The 13,956-nt window shown below is 43.0% G+C and carries 8 protein-coding genes; all 8 read left to right on the top strand.

Annotation, left to right across the window (positions count from 1 at the left end):
- Window positions 1-14: 14 nt before the first annotated feature.
- Window positions 15-2,882 (top strand): SusC/RagA family TonB-linked outer membrane protein, encoded by a 2,868-nt coding sequence (locus DDR33_RS08030; protein WP_109415252.1) that lies wholly within the window; start codon window positions 15-17, stop codon window positions 2,880-2,882.
- A gap of 23 nt (window positions 2,883-2,905) precedes the next feature.
- On the top strand, window positions 2,906-4,681 hold the full coding sequence (locus DDR33_RS08025) for a RagB/SusD family nutrient uptake outer membrane protein (RefSeq protein ID WP_109415308.1): 1,776 nt from the start codon (window positions 2,906-2,908) through the stop codon (window positions 4,679-4,681).
- A gap of 31 nt (window positions 4,682-4,712) precedes the next feature.
- Complete coding sequence (locus tag DDR33_RS08020; RefSeq protein ID WP_109415251.1) at window positions 4,713-5,747, top strand: DUF5627 domain-containing protein; 1,035 nt, start codon at window positions 4,713-4,715, stop codon at window positions 5,745-5,747.
- A 253-nt stretch (window positions 5,748-6,000) separates the two neighbouring features.
- On the top strand, window positions 6,001-7,632 hold the full coding sequence (locus tag DDR33_RS08015; RefSeq protein WP_109415250.1) for a peptidyl-prolyl cis-trans isomerase: 1,632 nt from the start codon (window positions 6,001-6,003) through the stop codon (window positions 7,630-7,632).
- Window positions 7,633-7,707: 75 nt separating this feature from the next.
- The gene (locus DDR33_RS08010; protein WP_109415249.1) at window positions 7,708-8,121 is read left to right on the top strand and encodes a hypothetical protein; all 414 of its coding nucleotides are present in this window, start codon (window positions 7,708-7,710) and stop codon (window positions 8,119-8,121) included.
- A gap of 299 nt (window positions 8,122-8,420) precedes the next feature.
- A complete protein-coding gene (locus DDR33_RS08005; protein ID WP_109415248.1) occupies window positions 8,421-9,821 on the top strand; it encodes a glycoside hydrolase family 43 protein in 1,401 nt (466 codons plus the stop codon).
- Window positions 9,822-9,860: 39 nt separating this feature from the next.
- Window positions 9,861-10,547 carry a hypothetical protein gene (locus tag DDR33_RS08000; RefSeq protein WP_109415247.1) on the top strand — a complete coding sequence of 229 codons (687 nt, stop codon included), beginning with the start codon at window positions 9,861-9,863 and terminating at the stop codon, window positions 10,545-10,547.
- A 322-nt stretch (window positions 10,548-10,869) separates the two neighbouring features.
- Window positions 10,870-13,956 carry a SusC/RagA family TonB-linked outer membrane protein gene (locus DDR33_RS07995; protein WP_109415246.1) on the top strand — a complete coding sequence of 1,029 codons (3,087 nt, stop codon included), beginning with the start codon at window positions 10,870-10,872 and terminating at the stop codon, window positions 13,954-13,956.

The raw sequence follows: 13,956 nt of genomic DNA, 5'->3' as shown, positions 1-13,956 counted from the left end.
AATATGTCAACAAAATGAAGAAAAGAAATATAAAAACCTGCTTTGTTCTGATTGCAGCATTCTTTACAGGACTTACAGGATTACACGCACAGATAGAACAAGACAGTCTTGTAAATGTTGCCTTTCGTACTATAGCCAGAGAGGATCTGACCGGTACTATATCGATTGTAAATGTTCCTGATCTGTTAAAGAAGAGTTATGGGACGTATAGCCTTGATAACCTTCAAAGCTTTGTAGGCGGTTATACCGGAAATATCTGGGGACAAGCCCCTTTAATACTGGTAGACGGAATACCACGCCGGGCCTCTGATATCCGCATGGTTGAAGTAGAATCCATCACTGTACTGAAGGGGGCAAGTTCGGTAATATTGTATGGAAGCAGCGCTTCCAGGGGAGCCATACTTATCACTACAAAAAGAGGAAGCATAAAACCTCTGACGATTGATGTAAGGGCTAATACGGGACTTTTTGTCCCAAAATCATACCCCAATTATCTTAACGCGGCTGACTATATGACCTTATATAACGAAGCATTAACGAATGACGGAATAGCAACAAGTGGTGCCGGGTATACTCAGGAGGCGATTGATAATACGCGGTCAGGCACCAACCCTTACAGATACCCGGATATCGATTTTTTCAGTTCCGAGTATCTTAAAAAAGCATATTCAAGATCTGACATTACAACAGAAATATCCGGCGGAGATAAAAATGCACGCTATTATACCAACCTGGGATTGGCATACAATAATAGCCTGATGAAGTACGGAGAACAAAAGAAAAACAATGATTTTGCTTTTAATGTACGGGGGAACGTGGATATGGACATTGCTAAATGGCTGAAAGCCTCCGCAGATGCTGTGGCGGTTATTTCTAATAATTACGCAGGAAGAGGCAGCTTTTGGTCATCTGCAGCAACAATAGCACCCAATTTCAACCGTTTTTCTCCGTTTATCCCTATCAGCATGCTCGATCCTGAAAATAGCCAGCTACAGGCCATTGTTAAAACGAGCAATCATATAATCGACGGGAAATATCTTCTCGGCGGCCAAAGCACTAATCCAACTAACGTTTTTTCTGATATGCTGGCATCCGGCTATATTAAGACCAGGAACCGGACATTCATGTATAATTTGAACGCAACCGCTGATTTGAGATCGGTTTTGGAAGGATTATCATTTACAACAGCTAACAGCATGGATTATACCTCCGTATTTTCAGAAGCCTATCAACTTCCCTACAGAACATACAGACCTACCTGGGCTACTGTCAATGGTCAGGATTTAATCACGGCGCTGGAACCATTTGGAGAGGACAAGAACTCAACCAATGAATTTATAGGAAGGTCTACTTACACGCAGACAATGTCTGTCAGATCCCAATTCAACTATGAACGCAACTTTTCGGGAAAGCATAATGTGACGGCTGCTTTACTGGGTTGGTGGTACAAGAGACAATTCTCGAGTGATCCCGACAACGAGGGAGGAAGTGATTATCAGCCATTCAAAAATACAAATCTCGGATTCCAGGCTGGTTACAATTATCAAAAAAAATACTATGCCGATTTTTCTGCTGCACTTATACACTCTGCTAAACTTCCTCCAGGAAAGCGGAACGCATTATCCCCAGCGGTGACACTGGGCTGGCGTGTTAGTGACGAAGAATTTTTCAAAAACACCGTTTCGTTCGTCGACAACCTGAAAATTACGGCATCTTATGCATCTATTAATCAGGACATAGACATTACTGGCTACAGGGCCAACAATACCAGCGAACCTGTGGATCATTATCTATATCAGGGCTATTATAGCAACACTGCAACCTTCGGGGGATGGTATCAGTGGCGTGACGGCGTAGCAGGCGGGAGAACAACACTCTCCGGACAAGCAGAGAATCCGGACCTCACATTCGTCAAGCGTAAAGAATTCAGAGTTGGCATGGAAGGCGCTCTCTGGAAAAACCTGGTAAGCCTTGATGTCAATTACTTTTCTCAGACTACAGACGGACTACTAGCCAGGGGTGTTAGCATATATCCTGCTTATTTTTCCGGTTCAGGTGATTTCCGGCCATGGATTAACTTCAATAAGGACAAACGGTCTGGTCTCGATTTTTCTGTTAACCTGAACAAAAACATTGCTCAAGTGCAATACTCTTTGGGGCTTGTTGGAATGATCTATTCGTCTAAGGTGTTACGCAGGGATGAGCTTCCGGAGGAGAGTTATCTTGCAAGGACAGGAAGATCATTAGATGCATATTATGGATATATCAGCGAGGGCCTTTTCGAAAACCAGGCTGAAATAGACAATCATGCAAGACAAACATTCGGTCCGGTAAAGCCAGGTGATATCAAGTACAAAGATATCAACAACGATGGTTTGATTGACAGCAGGGACCAGATAGATCTGGGACATACAGGCTGGGCAGCGTCGCCATTTACCTATGGGTTAAACCTTACTGTTAAATGGAAGAACCTTACATTTTTTGCTTTAGGTTCGGGTAACAGGGGAGCGATCGGCTTTAAAAACAGTTCTTATTACTGGGTAGGTGGCACCGGAAAATACTCAGATGTAGTGTGGGGCCGCTGGACGGAATCCACGAAGAGTAACGCAACCTATCCGCGCCTGACAACAAACAGCAGCAACAACTTCCGGAATTCCACTTTCTGGATGTATAAAACAAACCGCTTTGATCTGAACAGGGTACAACTTACTTACGACTTTAACCAGGATGTTTTTAAAAATTCGTTTATCCATGGACTCAGCTTGTACGTCCAGGGTGATAACCTCCTCGTTATATCCCGCGAGCGCGAACTAATGGAAACGAATATAGGGCTGGAACCACAGACCCGGTTCTTTAATCTGGGTATAAGGACTTCTTTTTAATGAACAAAGTAATGAGTAATTATATGAAATTTAATATAATATTTATTGGATTGGCAGTTCTCGTTTTTACAGGCTGCAAGGATATCCTGGATCCCGAACCTGAGAATCTGAAGAACATTGAGCAGATGTATACTGACGTGAACTATGCACAGGGCGTTGTGGTCAATGCATACAGAACTATTCCGGGCTATTATGATAATTCAGATTACGCGACAGATGATGCTGTAACTAATCAGTTCAGTGACGGCTGGCTGCAAATGACCACGGGCTCCTGGACTGCATCCAACAATCCTGCTTCGTTATGGAACCGTTCATACGAAGCGATTCAGTATATTAATCTTTTCCTTGAACAATCGGGAAAAGTAAAATGGGCGGAAGATCCGGAAGCTGCAAAGCTTTTCAACATGAGAATGAGAGGCGAAGCTTTCGGCCTGCGCGGTCTCTATATGTATTTTCTGTTACGTAATCACGGTGGATTCACCCCCGATGGGCAGCTAATGGGAGTACCTATTATCACTGAATATCAGACTATCAAGTCGGAATTCAATATACCCCGTGCTAATTTCGACGCCTGTGTGAAACAAATTTATAAGGATCTGGACAGTGCTGAAGCTTACCTGCCCATAGAATATAATAACGTAAATGCGTCTCAGATCCCGGATCGATTCAAGACAATTACACAAAACGCAGAAACATATAACCGGGTGATGGGCGAACCGGGCAGGCAGTTGTTCAATGGATTAATTGCGAAATCATTCCGCACAAGACTGGCATTACTAGCAGCAAGTCCTGCTTTCCAGCACAGTTCCAACACCGTGACATGGGCAGATGCGGCTAACTATGCTGCAGCCGTAATTGACTACAAGGGAGGTGCTAACGCCTTACCGGCAAGTGGTCTCGTGTACTATACTAATTTCAATTCCAATGAGGTTGACGGAATAAGTAACGGTGCTAACCCGCCCGAAATTATCTGGAGAGAAAATATTCAAACAAACAACGGAGATATCGAAGCAGAAAACTTCCCCCCTTCCCTCTTTGGTAACGGCAGGATGAATCCGACACAAAACCTCGTAGAGGCCTTTCCAATGGCTAATGGTTTTCCTATTGATCATCCAAATTCAACCTACAATTCATCCAATCCATTTTCTCAAAGAGACCCCAGACTCGCAAAGTATATTATTTATAATGGAAGTGCGGCTGGTGTATCAAATTCAACAATCCTGACTGGCAGCGGATCGGGAACCGATGACGGAATTAACGCAAGGTCAACCTCTACACGTACAGGGTATTATATGAGAAAACGGCTTAGGATGGATGTTAACCGCAACCCGATTTCGTTAAGCGGTAAAACACATTACACTCCACGGATCCGATACACAGAAATATACCTTGACTATGCAGAAGCAGCCAACGAAGCGTGGGGGCCAACCGGTCAGGGCAGTCATGGCTATTCAGCTTATGATATCATTAAAGCTATTCGTAAAAGGGCTTTAGGGCTAAACAATGATCCATATCTGGAGGAAATTAAAACAGATAAAGATAAAATGCGGGAGTTGATCCGGAACGAACGTCGTCTCGAATTATGCTTTGAGAGTTTTCGCTTCTGGGACCTTCGCCGCTGGAAAGTGGACATAGCCAAGCTCAATGAAACCACCCGGGGACTTGATCTGAAGGCTGGCGTTTTCGTCCCATTCAACGTTGAAACACGTTCTTATCAGAATTACATGTATTACGGTCCCATTCCTAATTCAGAAGTGCGGAAGTATAGCCAGCTTTTGCAAAATCAGGGATGGAAGTAGTTATAAAACGACAATTAAATGCTTGATAAACATGAAAATTAATAGAATATGCAGGGGTTTAACCGTTGCGATCACTTTGCTTGTATCCTGTAAAAACGAGGAGGTTGCTTATCCCGACTTCAATTATAAAGCCGCCTATTTCGCCACGCAATATCCTCTGAGAACTGTAGTCCTCGGAGAAGAGCTGTTAGTAGACAACTCTCTCGACAATCAACATAAAGTAGACATTAAAGCTACCATAGGAGGAGTTTACGAGAACCGGGAAAATGTTGTAATTGACATAAAAGTTGATGAATCGCTTCTGGATGGTTTATATTTTAATAATGGCGGAGCCAAAATCATTCCTATGCCATCAAACTATTATACACTTGCATCCAATCAGATTACGATTCCATCAGGCAGTATTCTGGGAGGGGTTCAGGTTCAGCTAACCGATGCTTTCTTTGCCGACCCCAGCTCCATTTCAAGAACCTATGTAATTCCGTTGGTGATGACCGGGCTAAGCGGCGCAGATTCCATTCTTAAGGGTAACCCAGCCGTTGCTAATCCCTCCCGCTTTATCATGCAAAACTGGATAACAAGACCCAAAGATTATGTCCTTTATGCCGTTAAGTACGTAAATCCCTGGCACGGGAATTATTTGAGAAAAGGAGCGGACCAGATTACAAAAGCTGATGGGTCTGTAACTTCCGTTGTTCGCCATACACCCTATGTCGAAAACAATGAGGTTGTCAGTATCTCTACTGGATCACTGAAAACAGCCAATCTGCCACTAGCGATCAAGAACAGTTCGGGTACTAACGTTCCATTTACGCTGGTTTTAAATTTTGCCGATGACGGAACATGCACTGTAGGGAGCAATTCCGCAAATTTTGAAATAGCAGGAAGCGGAAAGTTTATCTCAAAAGGAGAGAAAAATAGTATAGGAGGTTCAGACCGCAGTGCGATTTATCTGGATTACACCGTTAATTTTAAGAACTTAAATTTACGATACGCAACTAAAGACACCCTGATTGTCAGGGACAGGGGAATAAAGGCTGAGTATTTTGACGTTGAAAAAAGGTGAGAATTAATTGCTGATTAATCATGCATTATTATCACCGTACAGCAGGTCGGATATAGATACTGACCTGTTGTATTTTAACCTGGGTTATGGAATAAATTTCCCAAAAGCTACTGAAGAACATAATACATAGTAAACCGGGCAGATCATCGTTCGCTAATTTCACGGAATCCTTTTCCTTGAAATACTCCTGTCCAGGGGGCCGTGTACCCTTACAATTATAGGTATCTAAGATGTATGGTATAATTATTTTAACATGTGTAAGAAACCACTAAATATCATTTTATCTGTTATCCTCCTGTTTAGCTGCAATACAAAGAACATTCAGGAAACAGTTCTCAAAATTGGTCAATACAAGCTCACCGCACCCGAGCTTGAAGCCAAAAGGAAAAATGAAAAATACAGATCTCTAACCGATCAGGATTTCCAGGATAAACTGATTGAAGAAGGCAGAATACTTGCTTTCGCGTTGGACCATCGATTTGATACTATCGGTGCTTTAAACAAGTTGCTGGAATATGCATCACGCTCTTGTGCCTCAAGGGTGGATGGTTTTGTGTGGAACAAAAAAGAGAAGCCTAAACTTCAGGTCACAGAAAAAGATCTCAGGAGGGCGTATGTGAAAAGGACCCGTGAGCTTACAATAGAGGTAATCCAAACTCAGGATAAAAAACTATTCGACAACCACCTTACATCTGAAAAAGATTTTAATATTCTAAAACAGCGGGCATCATCTAACGGAAGTCTCAGGTTTCTGGTTATGCAATCCCGGTTTCCCTATTCTCCGCTTAGTATTTATGTAAAGGATATTGAAAATGCAAAAGCAGGCGATGTGCTGGGGCCTGTTGAAACAGAAGAAGGATATGTGGCAGCACATGTGGCAGCCATCAAACCTCTAATACAGAATACCTATGAACAGGAAAAGGAAAGCATTGAAAAGGATATGGTTTCCATGTTAACAAGGAAGTATATGTGGGAAAGCGAAAAGCAGATCTTAAGCAAGGCTAATCCCGAAATAAATGACTCTGTCATCCGGGAACTTACTTCAAAGTTTAACGCCATAGAAAAAAGCTGGCCGGGAGTTAATCCCAAACTCATAGTGATGAAATACACGCTTGAAGGAAAACGCCTGTCTTATACTGTCTCAGATTTTGATGAATTTGTAAAAAATGAACCCGTGTTCTTCGGGTCTCTCAGCAAGCCGGAAGACGTTAAAAAAATGCTTCACTCCTATATTAACGAACAATATCTGTTTGCCGAAGCACAAAAAATGAATATACAGGACGATAAGGACTACCAACAATTCAGGAAGGATTATCAACAAAGAATCTTTCTCGAATACTACAAGCGAAATTATATCTATCCAAAGATTGTTATTGATCCAATAGAACTCCATAATTATTATCGTAAACATAACGGCGAGTTCCGGACGTTTGAATCAGCAACGGTTCTTATCTACAAATTTAAAGACTTTCAAAAAGCCTTTCAGGGACGGATGTTACTATCCCGCAAATTACAAGGTTTCGCACCCACCGGAAAAAATAACGTTGTATCTAACAATCTACCGTTACCTGACGCTAGAGTTATGGAACTAAAGATCAACGATCCGGGAAATGATCCCAAGCTCGTGGAAGCCGCTTTAGCATTACAAACTGGCCAGATCTCTCCTCCAGTAGAAGTGAATGGTGATTATCTGTTAATATCTGTTTCAGCCAGAAACGGCACCAGTACCATACCTTTTAGCTACATCAAAGAGCAAATAAAGCAAGTATTGTATGCGCAAAAAGAGAAACAATTAAGCGCTCAAACAGCAGAGAAGCTTAAAGTCAAGTACCCTGAAGAAAAAAACATCATAAACGGATACTTATCACAAACCAGCAGTAAGTAGCTTGAACAGCAGTAGATTATTCAACAAAGAATTAAACAATAGCCGGTCAATTATAAATCATTTAATCTAAAAATCATGAAAAAAACATTTTTAATTCTCGCAATGCTTTTCGCGTTATTCTCAAGCAATTTGGCTTTTGCAGGCTCTCAGTCTTATACCTCTCCCTGGCGCAAACCGTATTATGAAGGAGAAGAGGGAATTGATCAAATGCATGTAAACATTAATTCTTACTGTAATGAACTCCATATTTCAGGAAGTTTCAATCCAACTTATACTTCCAATCCTAACGATACTTATTTTGATCTCGGGAGTTATAACAATTCAGGGTCTGGGTATTCTCCCGCGATCTTTTTCTACTTGATAAGCTCTAACACTCCCAATTCAAACAACTTCAGTTATAGCATATCGGACTATTCATATTGGGGTACGATAGATGTATATATGAATATTTCAAGTGGAATTGGTACCGTTACAGTTGATTGGTATTAAATTCAGACATTCAATAATTTTCATTGATCACCGGCTATTTGTTTAATACAGGCCAGTTAAACTTTCGAAGTTTAACTGGCCTATTTCATGAAACTATCGCTTTCTTTTAAAACAGCCTGTAAGCAATCCACTTGACATTTATCCTATTCTTTTTGACAGACAGATCATCTCATTACCATACGCCTGAATAATTTTACCCTGTACCTTGAATTGACCATGGTTACAAAAAAGCCTGTCGATTTAAAAGACATGACAGACCCGAATACGCATTTAAAGCACCGATATATAATTGAACAAAGATGAAGCCATATAAAATCGTCGCATACCTATTTGCTATACTAAGTATAAACAGCACTGTCCAGGCTCAAAACCCCGTAATACAGACCCACTATACCCCCGACCCCGCACCGATGGTCTATAAGGATAAAGTATATGTATATACAGGTGACGACATCCCCGGTTATGATTTTTATTACATGACAAAATGGAGGGTATTTTCTTCGCCTGACATGGTGAACTGGATAGACCATGGCTCACCCATCTCACTTGAATCATTTTCATGGGCGCGGGACCGGGCCTGGGCCGCTCAGTGCATTGAACGCAATGGCAAGTTTTATTGGTATATCTGCGCTCAAACCACTCAGAATAACATGGCAATAGGTGTCGCTGTTGCCGATAGTCCTGCAGGCGCGTTTAAAGATGCTCTGGGAAAACCATTAATCACCACGGGAAGCTGGTCTAATATAGATCCGACAGTTTTCATTGACGACGACGGTCAGGCTTATTTGTACTGGGGAAACGGCAGTCTCTACTATGTAAAATTAAATAAAGATATGGTCTCATGGTCTGGAAATATCGTGGAAGTGCCTCAAACTGTTGAATCTTTTGGAGGAGTTAGGACAGCCAGGGTCCCTGATAACAAAGACGCCGAGAGGCCTAAGGATGTATTTGTGGAAGGTCCATGGTTCTATAAAAGAGGTGGTAAATACTACCAAATGTTTGCAGGCATGAGCAAGGGAGGCGAAAGCTTATCGTACTCAATGAGCGACAATCCAACCGGCCCCTGGAAATATCAGGGAAAGATCATGACAGAACAAGCCACAAATAGTTTTACCAACCATGGAGGCATTATCGACTTTAAGGGCAAATCCTACTTGTTCTACCATACAGGGTTGCTGCCCGGCGGCGGCAGCTATGGACGTGCAACATCCATAGAAGAGTTTAGGTATAATACCGACGGAACTATACCCTTAATCAGCGCTACAAAAGAAGGAGTACAGCCCCTTGGCACTCTTGATCCTTACCAACTCATAAAAGCTGCAACGATAGCCTGGGCAGAAAAATGCAGAACAGAACAAGACGTAAAGGGCAACGTGTTTGTGTCTGACATCCGGACAGGCGGTTTTATTAAAGTCCGCTCTGTCGATTTCGGAACAACGGCACCAGCAAGCTTTCACGCTTCTGTCGCTGCCGGCCTTGACGGGGGAATCCTGGAAGTGCATACTGACAGCTTGAATGGCCTTAAAATAGCTTCTGTTAACATACCAAGAACTGGTGGCTGGAACTCATGGGAAACACTTAACGAGAAGGTAAGTCAGCAGGTAACGGGAATCCATGATCTCTATTTTGTTTTCAAGGGCCAGAACATTACCGCAGGCAGGAAGCTCTTTAATTTCGGCAGCTGGATCTTTAAGCGATAGCCTCCACACAAATATATTTATTCGCCTTATTTTTGTAAAATGAATAAACCAGCCTGGAACTCAGCCCTTGGGGAACTTCGTTCGATGTTTAAAAGTAAAGAGAACATAGACGCAGCAAAGCAGCTTGCTTTAAAGCTCCATGCAATGGTTTTTACTTCAGAAATGTCAGGAACAGTCCATACCACGTTCGAAGACGAATTGTGGGATGGACTGGATGAAGAAACACTACGCTTCGCCGTAAATAAAAAAGGAAGAACGATTGTATACGGCCTATGGCATTCAGCCAGGATTGAGGATATCACTATGAATCTTCTGGTTGCAGGCAGGGATCAGCTTTTTGAAAAAGACAAATGGGAGGAAAAGATCAAATCACCGGTCCGGCATACAGGAAATTCTTTAAGCAGCACTGAAATCATGAATTTCTCTTCATTAATAGATATAACGGAACTTAAGGCATACAGAACAGAAGTAGGAAGAAATTCGGAGAACATAATTCGGAACCTGAAGCAGGAAGATCTGCACAGAAAGATTTACAAGGACAACCTTAAACGGATACTCGATGAAGGCGCCGTTGACAATGTAGAATCCGCAAACTGGCTGATAGACTTCTGGAGAAAGAAAGATGTTGCAGGTATTATTCTCATGCCGTGTCTCCGGCATCAGCTTGTTCATATAAACGAATCAATGGAAGCAAAAAGCAACAACAGGAAGACTGTAAGAAGCTAACCACCTAAACATTTTTGCTACCTTTTTAATCATTTATATCCGGTGCCTTCACCCGGCGTGGTTAGCTTTGTTTATACAAAAAAACCAACCACGCTCTCTAAAATCATATAATACCTTTTTGTGCAGTCACCTTAAACAACATAACCATGAATTCTACCCGATTTACAACTGTCAAACAGAACCATAACTTGAATGATGATCCGGACAAAAAAACGTTATCAGACGTAAAGTGGAATGAAGGCCCCTGATACTTTCCGAACCATTATCCCGAAAACTATACCATTACATTCAGCTACTTTAAACTAATCTAAATTCGCAAATTATGCTAAAGCTAAAACCTGGCTCAGGGTTTGTCCTGACATTTTTTGTGGCTATCCTGCCACTGCTTTACCCCTGCAGAGTAAATGCCCAGGGGAACGAAATTACCGTAAGCGGAACAATACGCGACTCCTCGGGCGCACTTCCCGGAGTAAGTATCAAAATTAAAGGTACATCTAAAGGAACGGTCTCCAATCAGGAAGGAAAGTACCGGATTAGCGCTCCGGCGACGTCAACACTTGAATTTGTAAGCATCGGATTCACAAGACTCGAAATTCCGGTAAGAGGAAGGACAGTAATTGACGTTGTGATGAAAACCGACGAAAAAACACTGGAGGAAGTAGTGGTTATCGGTTACGGTACACAAAAGAAGGTCGATCTCTCCTCCTCTATTGCCACTGTTGAAACAAAAGATCTGTTAAAAGTGCCCGGAGGCTTTCAGGCGGTCATGCAGAGTTCTGTACCGGGTGTTCAGGTTAACGCAGGTACCATCAGGATCAGAGGGGTAGGATCAATTAATAATACGGACCCTTTATATGTTGTCGATGGAATGATTGGCGGTGCTATTCCAGACGACAACAACATCGCCAGCATCCAGATCCTGAAAGATGCAGCCTCTAGTGCAATCTATGGTTCACGTGGAGCAAACGGCGTTATCCTGATCACGACCAAACGCGGAGCTACAGGACCTGTTAAAATCGATTATTTCGGCTTTGGTGGCACCAAAGCCATCTCGAACAACGTGGAAACACTTAATGGCCAGCAACTGGCGGAGCTGATCAATGAGGAAATGTATAATCAAAACCCGTCAAGAACCGATTATCTTCCCGCTTTATCAAACCCCGAATCTATTGGTCAGGGATATAATATGGTGGATGCTCTTCTGCGTACAGGCTCCTATCAGAAGCATAATCTTTCTATAAGCGGCGGTGCCGAGAACGCGACATTCCGTATCAATGGCATTTATTCAACAGATAAGCCCATTCTCATCCGGGATAACTCAAAGACCTATGCCACCCAGTTCATCTCCGATTTTACTAAAGGAAAGTTAAAGGTTGGCGAAACCGTTTTGCTCAACTTTAACAGCCGCACCTGGAGTGATAAGAACCTGATTGATGCCCAGAGATGGTCCTCCACATTGCCCCTTTACGATCCTAATAGCACCACAGGCTTTGCCGGAGCAGGAAACGGAACAGACGTTGCGAGTGCCCTCGCAAATGCTTATCTCAATGAAAACAATAACGAGACTTTCTTTGCAAACGGAAATATATGGGCATCCTATGAGTTTATTCCCGGACTGAAGTATAAGTTTAATTTAGGTTTGGATCTAAACCGATTCCGGGGACAGGGCTATATTTCAGCCTATTCAGTTGGCCAGTATCAAAACCACGATCCGGATGAACTGAATATTTCAAGCAATCAGAATAACAGGTGGCTGTTTGAGCACACTCTGTCGTATGATAAAAGTATAGGGAAACACAGTTTCAGCGCCCTGGCTGGTATCACCTCTGAAGAGTCCAGATATAAAGCTGTCAATGCCGGGGCAAGAGCGCTTCCCAGCCAGGACGTGTTAATTCTCGGATTGACCACGATGTCTTCGTCCAAAGTCGTGGGATCGGGCCTCGGCCAGTTTGCCATGTATTCGATGCTCGGACGCCTTAATTATAGCTATGAGAGCAAATATTTGTTAACGTTCAACTTCCGCCGTGACGGGTCCGCCAACTTTAGTAAGGCCTACCGGTATGGAAACTTCCCTTCCATTTCAGCAGGCTGGAGGATCAGCCAGGAGAATTTCATGAAGAACGTTTCCTTCATTGATGATCTGAAACTCAGGGGCAGTTATGGGTTGCTCGGAAATTCAGACATCGCACAGTATCAATATCAGCGGACCGTCAGTTTCGACCATGTATGGTATTACCTCAATGATGTAATGGTCACCGGGGCACTTCCGCTCACTCCTTCCAATCCAAATGTAAAGTGGGAAAGCCAGTACTCCACAGATCTGGGTTTAGACTTGTCAATGTTCCGCAACAAACTGTCATTTACTCTCGACTACTACAATAAAAAGACTGAAGATATGCTGGTCAATGTACCGATATCTTATGTGCCCGGCTATGTCGATAATTTCCCTGTACTAAATGCAGGAAATATCAGGAACCGCGGATGGGACTTCATTGCTACTTACCGGAATTCAGCGAGAAAATTCAATTACTCCGCCTCCGCAAATTTGTCATTAGTGAAGAATGAAGTATTAAGCCTTGGTAATAATAATGAGATACTTTTTGGTGCGGTAAACCCGGGCGGCGACAATGTCACCAGAACTGCAGTAGGACGGTCTATCGGTGAGTTCTGGGGCTATGTAGCCAATGGCCTCTATACCACGCCACAACAGCTGGAACAGGACAAAGCATTTGCCCCTAAAGCGGGTTTGGGCGATATCCGGTTCAAAGACCTGAACGGAGATAATGTATTAAATGACAAGGACAAAGCGTTTATTGGCAGCCCAATCCCCGACTTCAGTTATGGATTCAACATTGATGCCAGCTACGCCGCGAGATTCGGCACCCTGGACTTCTCAATGATCTGGCAGGGAGTTCAGGGCAACGAGATTTACAATAACAGCAAATACTGGGGTGAAGGGATGTACCACTATTACAATAACTTCGCCACTACCCTCAACCGCTACAGGGCTGAAGAACTCGTCTTCACGAATCCGGTTTCAGGTGCAAAAACGGTTTATCCCCGCAACGTTGATACCGACATGCCAAGGGCAATCCTTGGCGACCCAAACCAGAACCTGCGGGCATCAAGCCGTTTCATTGAAGATGGTTCTTATTTAAGGCTCAAAACCGTGAACCTGGGATATACCTTTCCGGAGCATGTTACAAAGAGACTTAAAGTGGATCGCTTACGCATATACATCGGCGCAAAAAACCTGCTGACATTTACTGACTACTCCGGTTACGACCCTGAAGTAGGATCAGACGAGACACGGTATAACCTTGCCCGTGGTATTGATGCGCAAAGGCCCTGGGGGCGAACCTTCCCCAATTCAAGAGAATTCTTTTTAGGAGCACAGTTCACATTATAA

It is taken from the genome of Pararcticibacter amylolyticus (assembly GCF_003130405.1).
In the GTDB taxonomy this organism is placed as follows: domain Bacteria; phylum Bacteroidota; class Bacteroidia; order Sphingobacteriales; family Sphingobacteriaceae; genus Arcticibacter; species Arcticibacter amylolyticus.
Note: the sequence above shows the minus strand (reverse complement) of the source record. Positions and strands in the feature narration are given on the sequence as shown.

Excerpts from the sequence above, each read along its gene's own strand:
- DDR33_RS08030 (WP_109415252.1), top strand. The coding sequence starts at position 15 with ATGAAGAAAAGAAATATAAAAACCTGCTTTGTTCTGATTGCAGCATTC.
- DDR33_RS08025 (WP_109415308.1), top strand. The coding sequence starts at position 2,906 with ATGAAATTTAATATAATATTTATTGGATTGGCAGTTCTCGTTTTTACA.
- DDR33_RS08020 (WP_109415251.1), top strand. The coding sequence starts at position 4,713 with ATGAAAATTAATAGAATATGCAGGGGTTTAACCGTTGCGATCACTTTG.
- DDR33_RS08015 (WP_109415250.1), top strand. The coding sequence starts at position 6,001 with ATGTGTAAGAAACCACTAAATATCATTTTATCTGTTATCCTCCTGTTT.
- DDR33_RS08010 (WP_109415249.1), top strand. The coding sequence starts at position 7,708 with ATGAAAAAAACATTTTTAATTCTCGCAATGCTTTTCGCGTTATTCTCA.
- DDR33_RS08005 (WP_109415248.1), top strand. The coding sequence starts at position 8,421 with ATGAAGCCATATAAAATCGTCGCATACCTATTTGCTATACTAAGTATA.
- DDR33_RS08000 (WP_109415247.1), top strand. The coding sequence starts at position 9,861 with ATGAATAAACCAGCCTGGAACTCAGCCCTTGGGGAACTTCGTTCGATG.
- DDR33_RS07995 (WP_109415246.1), top strand. The coding sequence starts at position 10,870 with ATGCTAAAGCTAAAACCTGGCTCAGGGTTTGTCCTGACATTTTTTGTG.